Origin of the sequence: Lachnospira intestinalis (assembly GCF_040095895.1) — a bacterium.
Lineage (GTDB): Bacteria > Bacillota > Clostridia > Lachnospirales > Lachnospiraceae > Lachnospira > Lachnospira intestinalis.
Window position 1 is genome coordinate 25,203 of record NZ_JBBMFS010000011.1, and the last position, 22,635, is coordinate 47,837.

Consider the following 22,635-nt stretch of genomic DNA (forward strand, 5'->3'; position numbering starts at 1 on the left):
TGATAAAATCATTAGACGAATTATTCTACTGTATAAATCCAGCCCTTAGGTGCTTCAAGCTTGCCCATCTGGATACCTGTTAAAGTATCGTACAGCTTCTGGATTGTAGGACCCATCTTTTCCATACCGCTTGGCATGCAGATTTCCTTGCCGTGGTCAACAATCTTACCAACCGGTGAGATAACAGCTGCTGTACCGCAAAGACCACATTCTGCGAAATCCTTTACTTCTTCCAGTGTAACTTCACGTTCTTCAACCTTCAGTCCTAAGATTTCCTTCGCAACATATACGAGTGAACGACGTGTAATAGAAGGAAGAATACTGTTTGACTTTGGTGTTACAACTGTACCGTCTTTTGTAACGAACAGGAAGTTTGCACCGCCTGTTTCTTCTACCTTTGTTCTTGTTGCCGGGTCTAAGTACATATTTTCTGCGTAGCCTTCTTTATGTGCTGTTACGATTGCATGTAAGCTCATGGCATAATTTAAACCGGCCTTGATATGACCTGTTCCGTGAGGTGCTGCTCTATCGAAATCAGATACCTTAATTGTAAGAGGCTTTGCGCCGCCCTTGAAATACGGACCAACCGGTGTTGTAAGGATTCTGAACTGATATTCATCAGCCGGCTTTACACCGATAACCGGATTGCTGCCGAACATATATGGACGGATGTATAATGTAGCACCTGAACCAAATGGCGGTACCCATGCTGCATTTGCCTTTACTGTATCTGTAACAGCCTGTACAAACTTGTCTACAGGGAATGGCGGCATTTCCAGTCTTTCGCAGGAATCATGCATTCTCTGTGCATTGAGGTCCGGACGGAACATAACAATATGACCGTCTTCTGTTGTATAAGCCTTTAAACCTTCAAAACAAGTCTGTGCATACTGAAGTACACCTGCACACTCATTTAACACGACCTTATCATCATCTGTAATGACTCCGTCATCCCACGCTCCATCTTTATAATTTGCTACAAATCTTTTATCTGTCTTTACATAACCGAATCCAAGATTTGCCCAGTCAAGATTTTTCTTTTCCATCTTCATTACTTCCTTTCGCGTCTAGTCGGATTGTTACGAAATGATATCTTTTACTTCATTCCACTCAATTCTTAACAGTTATTTTACTGCGATACCTTGTGAAAGTCAATATCCCAGTTTCTGCATTTTTAGGAAGTTTCATCATTTTATTCCCGATCTAATAATGACTGATAAAATGCCGCATAATCTTCACGTTGTTCTGCCGTAAACGCAATGGCAGTTCTTGGGTGCTGATTCTGCTGTCCTGTCAGCATATACTGTACATCACAGCCCCATACAAGCCCTGTCTTCTTTAACGGAAGCATCTGGTTCTGTAAAAATTTTAATACCGGATTCAAACTGTACTTCGGATTTCTAAGGAAGCCTAACAGCAGTTCCATGTTGCAGTTTCCTGCACCGCGTCCCATGCCGCTCATCGTTGCATCCAGATAGCTGACACCTACGGTGCAGGCTTCAATCGTATTTGCAAATGCAAGCTGCTGGTTGTTGTGTGCATGGATACCGACCTTCTTGCCGTATTTTTCTGCAACCTTCAAATACTTATCCGCCAGTCTGCGGATCTGTTCCGGATATAAAGAACCATAGCTGTCAACCAGATAAATCGTGCCGACCTCGCTCTGTGCCAGTAAATCCAGTGCCAGATCCAGCTCAGATTCTGCCGCTGTGGAAACTGCCATAATATTAATCGTGGTTTCATAGCCCATCTCCGCACAGTAATGAATCATCTCGATTGCCGCCGGAATTGTATTAATATAAGTAGCAATACGAATCATGTCAATCACGCTGTCTGTCTTTGGAATAATATCTTTTTTATAATCGGTACGTCCGACATCTGCCATAACGGAAATCTTTAAATCGGTGTTGTTATCACCGACAATATCACGGATATCCTGCTCATCACAGAACTTCCACTTGCCGAATTCCTTAACGTCAAAAATTTCCTTTGAAGCCTTATAACCGAACTCCATGTATTCTACACCTGCTGCCACGTTGGCGGTATATAAATTTCTTACAAATTCATCGTCAAAATAAAAATTGTTGACCAATCCTCCGTCTCTGATTGTACAATCAACGACCTTAATATCCGGTCTGTAAGAAATTAATTCGCCCTTCTGTTCCATTTCCTTTTCCTCCAATATCTGCTTTTGTTTTATTTTTCACTTTAAAGCGTTAAACTTTAACGTATTATAGCACACTTTTTTCAAAATGCAAACCCCTTTCAGAAGAATCCTTTCCAAAATGCTTTATAACCGATTTACGTCAGCTGCTGCATATCCTTTACCAGGGCTTTTAATCCTGCCAGATATTCCTGCGCATTGCTGAATTTCTTCTTTGTCACCCTCCAGACAAATTTCGGTTCCGGACTGCTGATAAACCGCACCGCACCGCCGTATCCGGCTACAAAATTTTCGATTTTATCCCCCTGAATGTCCGCTTTCGGATAAATCTTCATGACCGTCCGCCACTGCGATGCACCCGGTGTTTCGTCCGTTCCGCCCTGAATCTCGGTAATGCCGATTTTGTGTGCCATAGACTTAACCAGTGCAATATTTAAAAGATTGGAGGCACTTGCCGGCAGACTGCCGTAACGGTCACCGAGTTCGTCGCACATATCCGACAGTTCCTCCTCGCTTTCAATACCCGCAATCCGCTTGTAGACATCCAGCTTCTGATATTCGCTCTTAATATAAGAAGACGGAATAAATGCATCTACATTCAAATCCACATTTGTTTCAAAACCATATTCATTTTTAATGCCCTTCAAATCATTCACCGCCTGATTGAGCATTTTACAGTACAAATCATATCCAACCGCCGCCATATGCCCATGCTGGGAGCGTCCAAGCACATTTCCTGCGCCACGGATTTCAAGGTCTTTCATCGCAATCTTAAAACCGGAGCCGAAATCCGAAAATTCACGAATCGCACTTAAACGTTTCTCTGCCACTTCCGTGAGCATTCTGTCCCTGCGGTACAATAAAAATGCATAGGACGTTCTGCTGCTTCGTCCGACACGCCCGCGTAACTGGTAAAGCTGTGAAAGCCCGAATTTATCCGCATCTTCGATAATCATGGTATTGACATTTGAAATGTCCACACCGGTTTCGATAATCGTGGTTGAAATTAAGACATCAATTTCTCCGTTGATAAATTCGTACATGATTTTTTCAAGCATACGTTTTTCCATCTGACCGTGTGCATAGGCGACATTGGCCTCCGGCACCAGTTCCTCAATGTGTGCCGCCACCTCATCAATGCTGCGGACACGATTGTATACATAATACACCTGTCCGTTTCTTGCCAGCTCTCTGTGAATCGCCTCCCGGATCATTTCATCGTTATGTTCCGTTACAAAGGTCTGTATCGGCACGCGGTCTGTCGGCGGTTCTTCCAGTACACTCATATCACGGATACCGACAAGGCTCATATGCAGTGTTCTAGGAATCGGGGTCGCACTGAGCGTCATGACATCCACATCATTTTTTAATTTCTTAATCTTTTCCTTATGGGTTACACCAAAACGCTGTTCCTCATCAATAATCAACAGTCCCAGGTCCTTAAACTCCACGTCCTTGGATAACAGTCTGTGTGTACCGATTACAATATCTACAAAACCTTTTTTTAACTCGGAAATACTTTCCTTGATTTCCTTGCTTGTACGGAAACTTGACAGCTGTGCCACCGTCACCGGAAAATTTTTCATCCGCTGTTCAAAGGTGTTGTAAATCTGCTGGGCAAGAATGGTTGTCGGCACAAGATATGCCACCTGCTTGCCCTCCTGTACCGCTTTAAATGCCGCACGGATTGCGACTTCAGTCTTGCCATAGCCGACATCACCGCAGATTAAACGGTCCATAATGCGGGTACTTTCCATATCACGCTTGGTGTCTTCTATCGCCGTCAGCTGATCCTGCGTTTCCTCATACGGAAACATTTCTTCAAATTCCCTCTGCCATACGGTATCCGGTCCAAACTGATAACCCTTTTCCTTCTGCCGCGCCGCATACAGCGCAACCAGATCCTTTGCCACTTCTTCAACCGCGCCGTGTACCTTGGATTTTGTTTTATTCCACTCCTGTGTCCCCAGCTTATTGAGTTTCGGCTTCTTTTCGGTATCCGCCGCCGCATATTTCTGTAAACGGTCAAGCTGTGTCGCCAGCACATAAAGGTTACTGTTTCCGGCGTATTCAATCTTGATATAATCCTTTTCCACGCCCTCGACCGTAATTTTTTCAATACCCTTATACACACCCAGTCCGTGACTTTCATGCACGACAAAATCGCCGATATTCAGTTCGTTAAAACCGGCTATCGACTTTCCGTCATACTTTTTCTTCTTTTCACGTTTTTTGTGCCTGCTTGCAAAAATATCATTTTCCGCAATCACGACAAACTGCAGAAGCGGATACTCAAAGCCCTTGTGCAGACTGCCGTAAGTGACCATAATCGTGCCTTCAAGCATTTCATTTTCAAAATCTTCACTGAAATACGCCGTCAGCCCCAGATCCGCCAGATCCTGCACAATTCTTGCCGCACGCGTTCTCGAATTGCACACCAGGATACTCTTATACCCCGAACGCTTATATTTTTTTAAATCGTCCGCAAGATACTCAAAGCTGTTGTGGTACGGACTGATACTGCGGGTATCAATGCGCACATATTCCGCCACGGCAAATTTTTCCGGCTTGTAATCCAGCGCCGACAACAGCAGGGTACGTTTCTTTTCAAGTCCCACATAAATGCTTTCAATCCCGTGAATCATATCGGTCTGTCCCGGCAGAATATATCCGCCCTCCAGACGGTTTTTCATACTTTCCGTATATTCATATAAAATAAGTTCCATCCGCTCATTTAAGCGGTTCGGCTCATCTAATACAAACAGCGTGTCTTCCCTTGGAAAATAGCTTAAAAATCCGGTCAGTTCCTCTGCAAACATCCGCAATGCCTTGCTGTAATCACCGGTACGCTCCATATCTGCCACATTTCTGCGGATACGGTTGCATTTCTCAATATCCTCTGCCGTCTTTTTCTTCTTATCATTACCAAAGGCGGTCAGCTGTCCTGCCAGTTCTTCCTGTAACTTTTCCCTGCCGCGCGCAATTTCTTCTTCGCTTAACAGGCATTCTGTCGCCGGAAAAGCTTCAAACCGCTCAATCTTTTCAATGGAACGCTGGCTCTCCACGTCAAACAAACGGATTGAATCCACCTCATCGTCCCACAACTCAATGCGCACCGGTGTTTCTTCCGTATACGGGAAAATGTCGATAATACCGCCGCGCACCGCAAATTTGCCCTGTCCGTCCACAATCGCACATCGCTCATAGCCAATCTGTACCAGTTTCTTTGAAAGTGCTTCTAAATCAAGAACCTGTCCTTTTTCAAATGAAATCGTGGCATTTTTATATTTTTCAAGCGGAACGAGCAAATCAGCACAGCCGTCAATCGTTGTCACAACCGTAAGTCCCGCCGCATTTTTGTTTTCCGGCTGTATGCCGTCTGTTTTACCGTTTGAAATACTGTCTTCACTGATATGCTTCTGCGCCTGAATGATTTTGTAAATGCATGCAAGCCGCTCTCCCGCAAGCTGGTTGCCATGCACATCGGCGCTGTAAAAGATAAAATCCTTGGCAGGATAGTAAATACTGCTCTTATCAAAAAAGAGACAATCCTCACAAAGCTGTCTTGCCTTGACCTCATCGCTAGTAATCACGACCCGGATTGGATACTGCTCCCCGAGTGCTTCCAGCAGATGTGCTTTCTGCGTGTCAATGCAGCCGCTGACCATTACCGCATGCCCCAGCCGGCTAAAAGACTTTTTAATTTCTTCTATCCCTGCCATCCCCTGCACAGGCTCAAAAAATGTTTTCATACTTCCTCAATTCTACAATTTTTATTTCATCCATTAAATTTATTCATCGCACCGGTAATACCCTCTGTCATGATACAGGCAACCGCTTCGCAGGCTCTCTGATTGGCATCCCGCAGTGTATCGTATAAATCTGCCGGGAATTTTCCGAGTACCCAGTCTGCAAGGTCCCAGCCCTTCGGTTTGTCACCGACACCGAACTTAACACGCTTGAACCGGTCACTGCCAAGCTGCGCGATAATACTTTTAATACCGTTGTGTCCGCCTGCGCTTCCCTTTGCCCGCAGACGCAGTTTGCCCGGTTCTAAGCTGATGTCGTCAAAAATAACGATTAAATCATCGATATCCGCCTTATAATAATCCATGACTTCACGGATACATTCCCCGGACAGATTCATATACGTCATCGGCTTTACAAGAATGACCTTCTCTCCCTCAATCATACCCTTGCCAATCATCCCTTTGTGTTTTTGTGTGTCTACGCTGATATTATATTGATCTGCCAGCGCATCTATCACAGAAAATCCTGCATTGTGTCTTGTTCCCATATACTGTGTGCCGGGATTTCCCAGCCCCGCTATAATATACATACATACCTCTTTCTGAGCGATTTCCCATCTGCCATCATAGATGTTTGCTTTCGCCCGGAAGCAAACATCTGTGTGAACAAGCTTTTGTTTATGGCTTGTTCACACTTCGCAGGCATTTTAATGCCGGAGGAACCGCGAGCCAAATGTCAGATTTGGCTCTGCGATAAAAGCTATTTTGTGACGCCTGCGGCACAAAATGCTGTGTGAAAAATCAGCACATCAGTGTGATTTTTCACACTTATCTCCATTTCTGAGCAACTTGTTGCAAAGTGGCGATGAGAAATTCGCATAGGCGATTTCTTATCTGTCATTATAGATGTTTGCTTTCGCTCAGAAGCAAACATCTGTGCAAAAAAGCGCGAAGTCCATTTTTCATGACTTCACGCTTATCTGTTCTGTATGCTTTCACTGCGTGTCTACGCATTTTTAAATTCTAGCATATTCTGATATCAGTGTCAAAAATTACTTTTTCAGCTTAAACTGCTGTACAAGTTCGTTCAGTGAAATAGATTCTGCTGAAAGCTCTTCACTTGTTGCAGAAGATTCTTCCGCAATAGCGGCATTGCTCTGTACAACCTCTGAAATCTGGTTAACACCGGCTTCAGCCTGCTTCATCTGTTCTGTCTGTGTTTCTGAAAGCTCCTCTAGCTCTTTAGACTTTTCTGCGACTTCATTAATACCCTGAACCAGTTCAATAATCGTCTTAGAAGTCTTCTCTACGGCACGGTTACCATTTTCAATTTCCTGAATAGAATTCATAATGAGTTCTCTTGTATTCACTGCAGACTGAGCACTTTCGTCAGCAAGCTTGCCAATCTGTGTTGCAACAACAGCGAATCCGCGTCCGGCTTCTCCGGCCCTTGCGGCTTCAATAGAAGCATTTAATGCAAGCAGATTGGTCTGTTCAGCAATTTCTTCGATTTCACCGATAATGCTTTCAATCTTCTGAGACATTTCACTCATACGCTGCATAGCTTCCGTAACCGCCTGCATCTCCTGCTGGCTTCTGTCTGCTTCTTTTGCATATTTCACAGATAAATCATACGAAACGCTTGCACTGTCATGTGTATGTTCTACACCTTCTGTAATACTTGCAAAAGAGGCAAGTAATTCTTCAACTGCACCGGCCTGGTCTGTAGAACCTTCTGCAAGACTCTGTGACCCCTCTGCAAGGTTGCCTGCACCGATTGATACCTGAGCGGCAGCTTCTTCAATGTGGCGCATTGTATCGTTCATATCTTCGTTCATCTGATGGATTGCATCATTCATGGCTGCAAAATCACCCAGATACTTTTCAGGAATTGCAGACGAGCCTGTATAATCATTCTTTGCCAACAGTTCCATACGGTAATTAACATCCTCAATAACTGCTGACAGATTCTCTGCCATATCCTTTGCAACAGTAACCATATCAGATACTTCATCTTCTGATTCCATTACCGGAAATTCACTTGTCAAATCACCCTGTGCAAAGGCCTTAAAACGTTCTGCCAATGCATCGAGCGGATTTACAATATTTAACGCAAGCGCATCGCCCAGCTTCCTTGCGATTAAAATTGCTGCAATAATAATAAGAACAACTACCGCCAGTAAGACATATGTTAATACCTTTAAATTCGTTTCCAATTTGTTACCTTCGCTGGTATTGGCGTCCATCAGCTGTACCATATTCTCATAAATTGCTTCGTACTTCGGTACCACTTCATCTTTTGCCAGTCGCTGTGCCTGATTTCTCTGATCGATATTCGTTACATCTTTACCCATCTGTACTACCTTATCAGCTGATGTAAAATAATCTTCCATACCGCTCATGATCTGATCATACAATTTACGTTCTTCAGCGGAAGCAACTGTTTCTTCTACTATAGCTGCATAATCCTTACATGCCTGCTTCTTTGTTTCATACGCTTCGTAGGTTTCCTGTACCAGTGTCTTATCCTGATAACCGATTGCCGCCCGCAGGTTACTTCTGGTATCTGCAAATGTAATCATCATCTTACCGATATCACCCTGCGAAAAACCATAATTGGTTAATGCGTAATGGTACTGGATACCCATTACTAACATGGCAGTTCCTCCAAGAATACCAGAAAAACTTACCAATATTGCAACTATTAAAATTGCAGATGAAATACGCTGCCGCAGTCTTTTCCCATTCAATTTTTTGACCATTGCCTGAATCATATGTTGTTCCTCCTTACTGCTGTTTTCTCGTGTCGTCTATGTCACTTTTTTCATATCTAATTATTTTAATTATACCATTGTATCCAACCTGTTTCAATAAAATATTACATGTTTTTTTGTTAAGGTTTTTTGTTAAATAGAAAAACCGGCAGAGATGCTGCAATGCGCTGCACCTCTGCCGGTCTTTTTATAAATTCAATCTTAGTTTGTCAGATTTATGCTTTTACAGCATATCCATTGGTTACGGTATAATCCTGTCCGCCAAAGCTGATTGTACCTGAATAATCAAAAGCGATTGTTCCGTCTTTAAAGTACCAGTCGCCGTATTCATTACTGCCGACACCCGTAAATGTTAAATCAAGCAGACCATTGTTAAAATACCACCAGCCGTATTCATTTAATGCCATTCCGGTATAGCTTAAATCCAGAACACCATTGTTAAAGTACCACCAGCCATAGTCATTTAATGCCATTCCGGTATAGGTATTACTGATATAACCATCTGTAACATATACCCATGTATCGCCGTTTAATATCATACCTGTAAAGCCTGCATTTAAAATACCGTCTGTAAACAGCCATGTACCATATTCATTTGTGGCAAATCCGTTATAGCCAAAATCAATCTGTCCATTGCTGAAATACCACCAGCCATATTCATTCACTGCCATTCCGGTATAGGTAAAGTCAACCTTACCATCCTTGAAATACCACCAGCCATAGTCATTTAATGCCATTCCGGTGTAATCTGTCAGTACCTGTCCGTTCTGAACATAAAGCCACTCGTTCTCCGGAATAATCATTCCTGTAAAGTCGAAGTTTAACTGTCCGTCTGTGTAGAACCATGTTCCGTATTCATTGCTTGCAAGTCCATAGAAGGTCAGGTCAAGCTGTCCGTTGTTGAAATACCACCAGCCGTATTCATTGCATGCCATACCGGTATAAGTGAAGTCTACATCACCATTCTTGATATACCACCAGCCATATTCGTTTAATGCCATGCCGCAGTAATCCGTTGCAATTTTATCATTTGCATAGTAATGCCAGTTGCCGTCTGCATCCTGACGCATTTCATATACAACCTTTTCTTCTTCAACAACCGTTGTCTTTGCCGGTTTTACGGATTTTGCTGCATCACTTGTTACATCTAATACTGCACCTGTGTTCTTAGTTGTATCCTTTAAAAGAAGCAGACCGTGCATATTGATTGTACCGTCTTCATTTCTTGTCGGTTTTACAGATGTATCTACATTTTCAAACCAGTCTTCTGTAGCCTGTTCGCCCTTATTGTTATAAGAAGCTGCACCGTCATAGATATAGTTGTTTTCACTGTGAAGTGCGAATGGGATTAAATCCTCCAGCTTTGTATTCTTGCTGTTGTTTAATGAAATTAATCCTGTTACTTCCCAAGCCTTGATGTTAGAATCCTTTGTATTTAATCCTACATTGTATGCACTGTTATCCAGTGAGTTGTTGTAAGAAATACAGTTGATAATCTTACAGTCAGGACAGCTGTTTGAAGTAATACCCTTTGCATGGTTGTCAAATGAAATACTGTTCTTTAATACATGAGCACCCTTCATCTGACCACCGCCAAGCTTGAAGCCGTTACCTTCGCCGTATTCATAGCCTTTAGCTGTTACATCATCTGTTGTCAGCCAGCCGTTGTTATAAGTTACACAGTTTTCAATTGTTACAGCACCGATTTCACCGGATACGGATTTTGCATATAAATCCCATCCATCATCGATGTTGTTATGGCTGATACAGCCATAGAACTTATTGTCTTCACCACAAGTCAGCTTTGCTGCAAAACCATCGGCATCATTACGTCCTTTATCACAGTTATCAAATGATTCACAGTTCTTAATGAGGTTGCCTGTAGGCCATAACTTGCCCTTTCTTCCGGCATCATTATCTGCACCGCCTTCACGGCTGATCTGGATACCTGAATTTGCTGCGTGGTTTACTGTACACATTTCAATTGTATTGTAGTTACCGCAAATCTGGATACCTACACCCGCTGAATCTTTTACATACAGACCATATACATGCCAGTATGAACCTGTGAGCCTTACTTCACCTGTAAATACTACACCGTCTGTTCCGTCTGTAGAAAGTGATTCTGCTACAAGGTTGATATTCTTATCTGCTGTACCGCTGACACTTCTTTCAACCTTTGCACCGCTGTAAGTACCATTCTTTAAGAAGATGGTCTGACCCGGCTGTGCATACTTTAATGCATTAGACAGGCTCATCGGGCTTTCTTCTGTTCCCTTACCTTCTGCATCAGCATCTGCGGATACAATGATTGTCTGACCTTCCTGTCCGTATGACTGATGATCAACAACTGTTTCCTTAATAACTGCTACTGTGCTTGCAATGTTATCTGCTGCTGTTGGCTTTAATGTTGACTTTACAGTATTCTTTCCGTTGTTTAACGGAACATTTACTCTTACAACTTCATTTGCAGCAACTGCCTGATCTACAACTACATCTGTATCACCGTTTGATACTGTCAATGTACCTGCACAATTTGGTACATAGATGTATTCATAATTTGAAGAACCACTTGTACTTGTTGAGTATACTCTTCCGTCCGGTGTAATCTTTGTATCACCGTTGTCATTTGATGTAATACCCTTGCTTTCAGACTTTGAAAATTCAACATCAGATACCTTTACAGATACCTTTCTGGATACTGCAATACCAACTACAACTGTTCCATCTTCCTGTACAGATGTAAAGGAATTATCAGAAAGCTTCTGCTCTGAACCGTTGCAGGCTGCTGTATAACCTTCGTCTGTCTTTTCTAACGAAAATGTATATTTGTTGCCTACTTCAAATTTAACTGTCTGGTCTGTAAACCTAGCATTTGTTACACTTCTTTCCACACCGTCATTGCTTGATGTATCAGCTGATGTATAACCTGTAACCGTTCTCATAAACGGATTACTCTGCTTTGAGCTAAACATCATAGAAGATGCATAGTTGAAATACTTATGTACATAATCCGGATTGCCCCATACATTTAATCCAAGTGCATCGGCTGCAACAATACCAAAACCGGTCTGATTATCCGGTGTGAGAGAAGTATCCGTAATCTCAAATGTTGCACTCAGCTTAAAGTTTTCTTTGTTCGGATCAATCTTTGTATAGTAATATGTAAATCCGTCTTCATCATCAGAAATCTTACCGCTTGCCTGTCCCTTAACTTCCAGTGTTCCGGCTGTTCCTGCAATTGCCGGTGATTCCTGATTATTACTCTTTGCTGCGCTATTGTCAGATACGGAAAGCTTTACATTATCCGTCTGACCGTCAGCCGTTGTAAATGTAACATCGCCTGCCTGTGCAGAACCTACGATTGCCGTATACCATGGCTGTTCTTCTGCTGTTGTTACTTCAAAATCTTTTTCTGTATAAACAGATTCAAAACCGTCTGACTTTCTGAGTGCCTTAATCTGGATATCATAAGACTTGCCTGCTGTCAGTCCTGTCAGTGTATAATTGCCCGTTTCTGCAGATAATGCTGATTCTACAACCGTGTAATCTGCTGTGCTTCCGGATTCCTTATAAGCTACAGAATAAGAATCTGCATCTTCAATATTAATCCAGTCTAAGTAAACATCGCCGTTACCCTTGTTCTGTGCCCATGTGATAACCGGCTTCTTCACTGCCAGTACATAATCCTTGTATGTATAAACTTCACTTGCCTTATCAGCTTCGCCATATCTTTGTGCAACCACTACGAATGTGTAAGTACCTGAACGGTATGGTGCAAATGTAGCTGTTGATGCCTGCTTTGTAAATGTCTGTGTAGATACTTCCAGACCATCCTGTAACATTGTAACCTTTACATCATCAGCACCCTTGTATGCATCAATGACTGCTGAGAAGTCTACAACGAAATCTCCGGCTTCATCTGTTGTTACACTGTTAATCACCGGTGCTGCAACATCTGCCCATGCAGTCTGCTTCTTTTCACCGACTGCTAAGGATACCTGGAAGATGTTTGCTGTTGAACCTGACATATATGCATAGTAGGTCTTGCCTTCTTCCACATCAATTGTAATGGTATCATATGTACTTGCTGAACCTGATGTCTTTGTATCCTTTACAACTCCGTCTGAATCTACTACATAGAAGCTCTTATTAGACTTCTGTGTCTTTTCCATAATTGTCAGCTTACCGTTTTCGGTCGCCGTATACTGTAAGTAGCATCCTGCTGTCGGAACTGCGCCATTATTTGGTGTCGGCTTTACACCTCCTGCCTTTACATAATCTCCTGCTCCAAATGCTTCTGCTCCGGCTGTATCTGTTCCGCTTGTCCAGCCGTCACCCTTTAAGGATACGCCGTTATCCTCTGTTGTTGCTGCTGCAAGTAAGCTTGCTGCATCCCATGTTCTTACAACCTGTGTCGGTGTATATACAACCTGGAAAATGTTGGCTGTTGAACCTGACATATATGCATAATAGGTCTTGCCTTCTTCTACATCAATTGTAATGGTATCGTATGTACTTGCTGAACCTGATGTCTTTGTGTCTTTTACAACACCGTCTGAATCTACAACATAGAAGCTCTTATTAGACTTCTGTGTCTTTTCCATAATTGTCAGCTTACCGCTGTCGGTCGCTGTATACTGTAAGTAGCATCCTGCTGTCGGAACTGCGCCATTATTTGGTGTCGGCTTTACACCTCCTGCCTTTACATAATCTCCTGTTCCAAATGCTTCTGCTCCGGCTGTATCTGTTCCGGTTGTCCAGCCGTCACCCTTTAAGGATAAGCCATTATCCTCTGTTGTTGCTGCTGCCAGTAAGCCTGCTGCATCCCATGTCTTAATGTTGGTTACGCTGCCTACAGTTGCTGCTGTTTCCTCCTGTGCTGCCACACCGGCATCTGCACTTACCTCTTCTGCCAATACATTGTAAGGTATTAACACACCATACGGTACAGAACTGCTAGCCATCAGTACTGCTGATAAAAGCGCTGCTGCCTTTGTCACCTTTCTTCTCATAATCGTCCTCCTGATTTGTTTTTAGTGTTTTTATAAAAGCATTCCTGAAACCTCGTATTTTTAGCACATTTTTAAAAAATCACGAACTTTTTAAAAAACTTTTATAAGTTTTCACCAATTGTTTTTATTATATTATTTTTAAATCAGATAGTCAACCATGATTGCAGTTATTTTTGCTACTCAACTACTGATATTTGTCACATTTTTTGTGCATTTTACATATTTTTCACTCTTATATCAATTTATATGCAAATTCTTACATATATCTTTCCCAAAACCGTCTACCGGCAATGCAAAAAGGCTGCCACGAAATTTTTGAATTTCCATGGCAGCCCCGCGGGCTATCAAATTTGAGTAATTATCTTTTTTATCTGCGAATCAGCTTTCTTTTTCTAAGAAATTCATAAGCACCTGCTCCTGCCGCTGCAACTGCTGCTGCAAGGAATCCAAATCCATTGGCTGTATCTCCTGTCTGTACGCCTGTATCCGCAGACTGCTGTGCATTTTCTGATTTCTCTGACACATCACCGGTATTCTCACCCTGCTGTGTTCCTGAACCTGCATCATCCTTCTTTACATCGTCTGTTTTTGTATCATCCGGCTTGGTGATATCATCGTTTTGTACCGTTTTATTCTCATAGTATACTGCAAACGGACTGAAGCTGTCTGCCTCAAAACGGATACCTTCGCTTGTAAGCTGTGTTTCCAGCTTTTCAATGACACCGGTCTTTTCATTCAGATGATATACAATTACATTCACTTTACTGTAATCAATTCCTTCTTTATAAGCAAATGTAATCTGGATTTTACCGCTTTCAAGCATAACTGCCTGACCGTTCTCATCCTGTAATTCAATGTCATAATAATCTACTGTACTTCCGTCAGCAATTAATATTCCGCCGGCTGTAAAGCCTTTCATAATTGAGTCAATTACGCTGTTTCCGGCTTTTTCAATGACAACACTGACTTCTCCCGGATTTACGGTTTCACCGGCTGCATTTTTAATTACGGCATTTTCATCAACCGCTACATTCTTAACAACCTCTGCCTTATCAACAACCGTTATATCTGTTTTCGGTTTTTCCTGCTGTGTTCCATACAATGTAGCAGTTCTTGCACTGTAATCATAGTCCCCCATGACTGTGTCCGTCTTAAATTTTGCTGCCTGTGCACTTGTCAGGTATGGGCGCTTATTATTTACTGTATATCCCGGACCGTAAGAACCGTATTCTGCAAATCTTGCATTTTCAGCTAAGTTACCGCTCATGTCGCCGTAAGATGTTTCCAGTGAAATCGCCCTGCCTAAGTAACAGTTCATAAATGTTGTTGAATCATCTGCGCCCCACGGACGTGCCATTCTGTATGCACCGTCTGCTACGCCTTCTTCTGCAAGGAAGCGGCAGTTGTTAAATACGTATCCGTAAGGTGTGGAAGCATATGTTCTTCCGGCTGTATAGCATCCGTCTGATTTGTATTCTGTATATCTTGCAACAATATCACAGTCTTCAAATACGGAAGTACCTGCACCATAGATAAAGTCAACATTACCTGTAATATAACATTTATTGAAATACTGTCTTGTCACAGCATAATTGCCGTTTTCATCTTTCGTTCTTGTATCGGTCAGCAGGGTATCCTGATAGCCGATTAATCTTACATTAATACATGCTGTCTGGTCAGCCACAATACACAGGGCATCTGCCTGCTGGTCCGAACCGTTTGTATAGTCATAAGAATTTTCAACCGTCAGATTTTCTGCCGTGAAGCCTGTCGCTGCCGTATCTACATACATTGCATTACGGTTCCACATACTGTCTGCATTTCCGTTGGCAACACATACAGAATAGAATAAATGGGTCTTTTCACTGTCCTGTCCGAGAAGACTTACATATGGTGATTTTACTTCAACCCGTTCATTATATTCACCATTTTTAATGTAAATCACTTTGGCTTCTGCATTATCTTCCGGCACTGCATTGACTGCTGCCTGAACAGTCTTGTATACCGGCAGTCCGTCTGACTCTGCACCGTCTTCGCCTGTATATGCCGCATCTACAACAATATCAACATCCGGGTTTGCAACAAAATTAAATGTCTTTCTTGTCGCATTGCCCTCTGCATCAGTAAATATAACAGTAACGTCATTTCTGCCTTTCTTTAATTTAGGTTCAAACTTCATTTCATCGCCCGCACCGACAGTTTTGGTATCTGCCAGCACGTCATTTACATAAAGCTGTGCTGTTCCTGCTTCGTCTGCTGTAAGAACCAGCAGTGCATTATCATCAAAAACAGTATCATTGGACTTATATGCTACTGTCAGTTTTGTTGCTTCATTTTCATATACATAAGCACCTGTATGGCCGTCTGATGTCAGTACCTGCATCGTTGCTGACGGATTACTTGTATTCTTGTCATTTTTTGCTATAACATAGTAATAATACGGTTCTTCTTCGACAACATCTGTATCTGTAAATGCATTCTCTGCTGTTGTCTTAACCAGCACTGCTTCACCGTCAGAACCCAGTTTTCTGTATACATCATAAGAAGATGCACCTTCTACGGCATTCCATGACAGTTCTACCTTAGATTTGCTGCCTGCGGCTGTTAATTCAGCCTGTGCAAGCGGTGCCTGATAGTCCGTTATTTCAGTTTCTACGGCTGTTCCCATTGTTGTTCCGCCATAAGGCACAATCTTAAACTGATAGTTTCCGTCGCCGTCCATTCCGGCATAACTGAAGCTGTTCACCTTAGAATCAGAAATCTTTGTATATTCACCGCCATCCTTTGATACATATACGGCATATTTAATATTGCCTGAGCCTTCTTCTGCGACATCCCATGTAATATTCATGCTCTTTCTGTCAGAAGCTACTTCTGTTGCGGCATTTGTAATCACCGGTGCAACACCGACTGCCACATAATAATCGTTCTGGTCATATACAACCGTACCTTCTGCATTCTTTAAGGTCAGGTTACTGATTTCTGCCGTAACACCTGAAAATGCCAGACCATAGCGTACTGTCTGTCCTGTCTGCAGGTCTGCATAAGACTGTGTCAGGTCAAATTCGCCCGGATTTGCTTCTGAACCCATAAGCACCGTTCCGTCTGCGCTTACAACCTGCATTTTAGCGGTATTGCCACTCTTTGTGTAAGTCAGTGTATATGTGCCGCCCAGCTCATATCCGTTTGCTGTGTCAGTTTTTTTGCCAACCTTTGGAGAACCGCAGTTACCCGTTCCGCTGACCGTTGAAAATGTATGCTGGATCACAATATTTTTCTGGATATGTAATACGTCACACTTCATGGCGCTGCCGGTCTTCGCGTTAAACTGTCCGATGGCAAGCCCCTGCTTATCTGTACCGGAATCCAGCTTTGTCACTGTAATATCTGCTGAAATCGTCATATCTTCTGATGTTTCCGGGAACAATAAGTAATCCATTCCTTTATCATCTCTGATATTTCCTTTCACTGTTGCGCTTCTTGTATGATTTACGGATAAAATGTTGCCGTTTGCGGAAGTTTCAAAGGAATTTCCGGCATCATAATTTCCTGAGTAATCTTTACTGCTTGACTGTGAGAAGTTTACTTCTCCTGCCTCTGAATCAAAAATCTGCTTGTTTACCGCAGCACCGTCATCCGTTGTATATGCAGAAGTTACCGTTACATCCGAAAATTCTGCAGTTACTCCTTCTGTTGCAAAGAAACCGATTGTCTTTGCTGATAATCCGGAAATTGTCTGTGTCTTTACCTTTTCATCTGAAAAATCAGCTGTCGAAGCAACGTGATAGGTTGCTTTATTCTCTGAAACTTCTAATTTAATATAAATGTCAGAAGAAGCGGTTGTGACTGCCGTATTGACCTGTGATGCACCGCCGCCTGCTGCTTCTTTATGGTATCCGTAACGGATCTGATTCTTGCTTCCATTTGCAAAATCTGCATACAGTGCTGCACTGGCACTTCCCGCTTCATCTGCGGCATTACGGATTAACAGTCCTGCGTATCCTGCATTGCCGTTATTATTGACGGTCATCTTCGCTGTAATGGTTAAATCTCCTTTACCCTCAAAATAAGCGTAGAATAAATCATCACTTCCTGCTGATTTATCAAATTTTGTACCGGCACCGTTTACCGTCACCGTCTTTGCTGCTGCATCATACGCATAAGTTCCTGTTCCCTCGTGTGTACCGACTTCCTGCGTTTTCCAAAGTGTTGTAAGCGGCTTTGTACTCTGCGCCGTTTCCTCAGCATAAGCTGTTACCCTTCCTGCTGCATTTCCCAAAATAGAATCCACTGTCTGTACCGGTACTGCACTTACAACCAGACATGTTGCCAATGCCATGCTCAGCAGTCCGCTCGTCCTTCTGTTTTTAATCATTGTAAAAAAACCTCCCTTTTTGTTCTTTTCCAAAAGAAAATACATATCTTTTTGCAATTAATTTAATTGTCAAAATATATATTTTCTTTAAGAAAAGAACCCCCTTATTAAGTCACCTCAATAAAGGGGTTCCTTGACTTTTATATTCGTTTATATTCGTCTGAATCCGGCATCATGCTTATGCGTGCTTTCTTTTCTTAGAAGCTGCATATACACCTGCTGCACCAAGCAGTAAGAGGATATAAAGCATCATATTTGCCATATCACCTGTTTCTACAGATTCACTGCCTGTTGTCTTCTGGAATAACAGACCACCTGTCATCTTACCGCTCAAATCAATCTTTGCAGAAGCCTGACCGCCTACAACAGCGCCAGCCTTTGCATTGGCTGTAAGTACCAGTAAGCCGTTCATATTGATTGTATTGTCACTGTTTCTTGTAACCGGAATCGCTGCATATACGTGTGTGTCATAATTCATCTTTGTGTCTGTAGATACAAACCAGTCTGCCGTTACGGCTGTTGTACTATTATTTGTTCCTGCTTCCGTGCAGTTCCAGAAATAGTTGCTTGACTGATATACCTTAGAAGCATCCTGTGTACCCTTGAACTTAAATGTTTCATTCACACTTGTCTTCTGTGTTCTCCATGAAAGAACACCTGTTGCCATAAAATCGGTATTTGCTGCATCATTTGTATACATGGCTACGTTTGAACCGCCATTATTGTATGATGTAGAATTGGTTACCTGAATATCCGGACAGCTGTTAGAATCAATACCCTTTGCCTTGTTATCAAATGCTACGGAATTGATTAACTTGTGGTATCCTGACATGCTTGAACCACCCATCTTAAATCCGTTACCGTTACCGGCATCAGTACCGTCTTCCAGATAACCGTTGCCATAAGCTACACAGTTCTGGATTGTTACAGCACCGATTGAGCCTGTTTCTACCTTTGCAAATAAATCCCATCCGTCATCTGCATTGTTGTATGCGATACATCCGTCAAATACATTGCCTTCACCGATTGTCAGCTTTGCTGCAAATCCGTCTGCATCTTCATAACCCTCATCGGCATTGCCGTATGATGTACAATTTAATACTAAGTTGTTGCTTGGCCATTCTTCTTTAGTATCTGTTGATGTAAAACGGCTGATCTGTAAACCGGTGTTACCGTTGTGATAAGTCCGTACGTTATCTACTGTACAGCTGCTTCCGCAAAGTCTGATACCATCCTTTGCATTTGCTGAATTTGTTACATCAAATCCCTGATAATACCAGTGATCACCAGCTAATACCATACCTTCACAGTTCTTGCCGAAATCAAATACCGGTCTGTCTGTAGAAGACTCTGCTGCCATAATGATTGGCTGGCTTTCCGTACCGTCGATACCCGGCTGTACCGTAACTGTTGATTCTAAGTTGTATGTACCTGAAAGGAGTACAATCTTTTGTCCCGGTGAAACATATTTTACTGCTGTGTAAATGTCAATCGGATTTTCCTTTGTACCGACACCGTCTGATGCCGCATCCGGTCCGACATAAATCACGTCACCATCAAACTTGTTGTATGTTACCTTATAAGTAAATGTTGAAGCTTCATAAGAATCCAATACTTCAAATTCACTTGGTCTGTAACCTTCCACCGGTGTCATCGTTACTGTAAATGTATTCTCACCTAATGTTAATGTCGTTTCCCATACATATTTCTGACCGGCTGTTACATCTTCATCTGCAATGACCGTTCCGTCTGCTGCAGTAACAACAACGTGACCGTCTGCATTGGCTACATAAGATAACTTGTAGCTTTCTGAATTGGATACAGAAGCAGATGTTACTTTATATGAAGGTGCTACAGTTGTAACCGGCTGTTCTTCTTTTGCCACATCATTTTCAGGTGAAATCGTTGTTAAGTTAATATCTGTTACGCTAATCTTTGCTGTTCTTGAAGCAAAGAAACCAACATATACATTGTCTTCATCTAACTGTTCCAATGCCTTTGTATCATAGTATTTCTTTGTCACAGTTTCGCCTGCTTCGTTGGTATAGCTTACGAAATAACCTGTGTTATTTTTCTGAATAGACATCTTAAAGGTTGTCAGCGGATTCTCAACAGTTCCTGTAACATCCTTTGTTGCATTGCCAATCAGATTTCCCGTTACACCGGAGCTTTCCAGTGTTGTCATCTTTGAACTGAATTCATTGTTTACGGTTGCTGTATCGTTTGCTTCAAGCTTAGAAAGGTTTGCCTTTGTAACACCTGTCTTTTCCTGTGAGCCGATACCTAACTTCATTGTTGCCTTTACAGAACCCTCCGGTGCTGTTGTGCCACCCTGCTTAATCGTGTCTAATGCCATGCTGCCATCTGCGTTTACATAGTATTCAACCTTTGTGACAGATGCCATATAGGAGTTGTTCCAGAATACAGAAGAATCACCGTTCTTACCAACTCTGTCGGCCGCCATTAAACCAAAGCCTTCCTGACCGTTTGTCAATGTCCATTCATCAACTGTTACGGTTGCTGACAATGTAAAGTTCATATTAGAAGGAATGGCTGTATAGTAGAAGGATAAACCGTCTGTAGAAGCCGGTACAATCTTACCCTTGCTGTTTAAATTCCAAAGTGTTACCTTTCCGTCATTCGCACTGCCTTCATAGCCTGCATTCTTTTCATCTGAGCTGACGCCCTGACCGAATGCTGAAAAAGCCCATACCTGCTGTGCTTCTGCAGTTGCTTTTGCTGTAATCGTTGCAGCTTCTGAAACGGCTGCCGGTAATACTCTGACTGCTGTCAGCTTGAAAGTATATTCCTTGCCGACTGTCAGTCCTGAAACGACATATTCTGTTCCTGTTACAGATACAGGCTGTGTAAAGTCTGTTCCGTTTTCGCTGTATGATACTTCATAAGAAGAAGCTTCTGTCACTTCGTCCCATACGAGTGAAACCTTACCACCGCCCTGGCTTGTTGCACTCTGGAAAGACGGCTTAGCAAGAGGAAGTTCAAAGCCCTTAAATTCCTTATCTGTTCCTGTCTTGTCTGCTTCATCTTTTCTTGCTGCTGTAATTGTAAATGTATAATCACCGCTTGCAGCCGGTGTAAATGTAACTACACCTTCTGCTGCATCTTTTGCATAATTTTCTGTGGCTACAACCGTTCCTGCTGCATTCTTCATATCAACGGATACACTGTCTGCACCGTCATAGCCGATTACCATTGTAAACGGAACTGTAATTTTACCGTCTGCTGCCGTAATCTCACCAATTGCCGGTGCTGCTACGTCTTCCCATGCTTTTCTTGCCGGTCTTTCGCCGCTTGCTGTCTGCTCTGCCGTAAAACTTAATACTCTGGCACCTCTGTTACGTTCTGCATCTTCCGGTGATACAATCTGATAAATACCTGCCGGTAAGCTGCTGTATGTAAGCTTTGTTGCGTTTGTTCCCTTAACAATAGTTGTTCCTGCATCTTCTGCAACCGTACTGTTGTCTGCTGTATTTACAAGTGCAATTGCCGATTCATTCGAACCGCCTGTACTGCTTGCTTCAAAAGATACTGAAGCAGTACCTGTTACAGTAAACTGTAATGCACCGGATGCCTTTGAACCAAGTTCAATTGCCTTTAATGCACTGAAATCGGAAGAACTCTTTGTTCTGAATGTTGCTGTTCCGACAGTCTTTACATAATCAGAAGCAAAGACTGTTCCTTCAGCAATTGCTGTCTTATCGGCTGTTACGCTGTAAGCTGCCGGTGAAAGGTCTGCAACTGCGAATGCATAAGTTGTTGTAACTGCTGCAGCTTCTTCTTCCTCAACAGTAATGTCTAAGAATCTTGCGCCTCTGTTACGTTCTGCATCTTCCGGTGATACAACCTGATAGGTACCTGCCGGTAATGCTGTATACTTTAACTCTGTCTTTTTTGTTCCTGCTACAACAGCTGTTCCTGCATCTTCTGCAACCACACTATTGTCCGCTGTATTAATCAGTGCCACTGCGGATTCATTAGAACCGCCCGTACTGCTTAATCCTACTACTACGGAAGAAGTGCTTTCCGTTGTAAACTGCACGGCACCTGCCGCCTTAGATGCCAGTTCGTAAGCCTTTATGCTTCCGTCACTGTTGGTTCTCTGGGTCACTTTTCCTACGATTTTAAAGTACCCGTCATTAAATGTTGTTCCCTCTGCAATCACGGCTTTGTCATCCCCAACTGAAGCCTGCGCTGTTGCATCAAAAGAGTGGACTGTACTTGCTGCTGCCTTTGTTACAGCCCAGTCCATAGGCATAATACCTACTGTGAGTAAAACCGCCATTACGACCGCCATTACTCTTTTTGACTTTTTAGTCTTCATAATTACTCTCCTCTCGTGAAATTAGCCCTATTGTCAATTTTTAATCAAAAATGTAAAATTCGTGTTACATTTTTGTTAAATCTCTCCAATGACTCTAATCTATCACAAACATCCCACCTTTTCTACAAAAAAATAGTGATTTTTGCTCTTGTTTACTGATTATTTTAGGTGTAAAATATAGTATATGTTAATATTACGCAAATATATTATGATTTT

General features: G+C 42.5%; 8 protein-coding genes. All 8 read right to left on the reverse strand.

Annotation, left to right across the window (positions count from 1 at the left end):
- Positions 1-20: 20 nt before the first annotated feature.
- On the reverse strand, positions 21-1,052 hold the full coding sequence (locus WMO37_RS11890) for a branched-chain amino acid aminotransferase (RefSeq protein ID WP_349155122.1): 1,032 nt from the start codon (positions 1,050-1,052) through the stop codon (positions 21-23).
- A gap of 140 nt (positions 1,053-1,192) precedes the next feature.
- A complete protein-coding gene (locus WMO37_RS11895; RefSeq protein ID WP_022432098.1) occupies positions 1,193-2,167 on the reverse strand; it encodes an aldolase catalytic domain-containing protein in 975 nt (324 codons plus the stop codon).
- 134 nt (positions 2,168-2,301) lie between these two features.
- Positions 2,302-5,916 (reverse strand): transcription-repair coupling factor, encoded by a 3,615-nt coding sequence (mfd, locus tag WMO37_RS11900; protein WP_349155123.1) that lies wholly within the window; start codon positions 5,914-5,916, stop codon positions 2,302-2,304.
- Between the two features lie 26 nt (positions 5,917-5,942).
- Positions 5,943-6,503: an aminoacyl-tRNA hydrolase gene (gene pth / locus WMO37_RS11905; RefSeq protein ID WP_022432100.1), complete on the reverse strand. Its 561-nt coding sequence runs from the start codon at positions 6,501-6,503 to the stop codon at positions 5,943-5,945.
- 462 nt (positions 6,504-6,965) lie between these two features.
- A complete protein-coding gene (locus WMO37_RS11910; RefSeq protein WP_349155124.1) occupies positions 6,966-8,687 on the reverse strand; it encodes a methyl-accepting chemotaxis protein in 1,722 nt (573 codons plus the stop codon).
- A 215-nt stretch (positions 8,688-8,902) separates the two neighbouring features.
- Positions 8,903-13,702, reverse strand: coding sequence for a right-handed parallel beta-helix repeat-containing protein (locus WMO37_RS11915; protein WP_227090414.1), 4,800 nt, complete (start codon positions 13,700-13,702; stop codon positions 8,903-8,905).
- 367 nt (positions 13,703-14,069) lie between these two features.
- Positions 14,070-18,077: a pectinesterase family protein gene (locus WMO37_RS11920; protein WP_227090413.1), complete on the reverse strand. Its 4,008-nt coding sequence runs from the start codon at positions 18,075-18,077 to the stop codon at positions 14,070-14,072.
- A 178-nt stretch (positions 18,078-18,255) separates the two neighbouring features.
- Positions 18,256-22,419 carry a right-handed parallel beta-helix repeat-containing protein gene (locus WMO37_RS11925; RefSeq protein ID WP_349155125.1) on the reverse strand — a complete coding sequence of 1,388 codons (4,164 nt, stop codon included), beginning with the start codon at positions 22,417-22,419 and terminating at the stop codon, positions 18,256-18,258.
- Positions 22,420-22,635 lie beyond the last annotated feature (216 nt).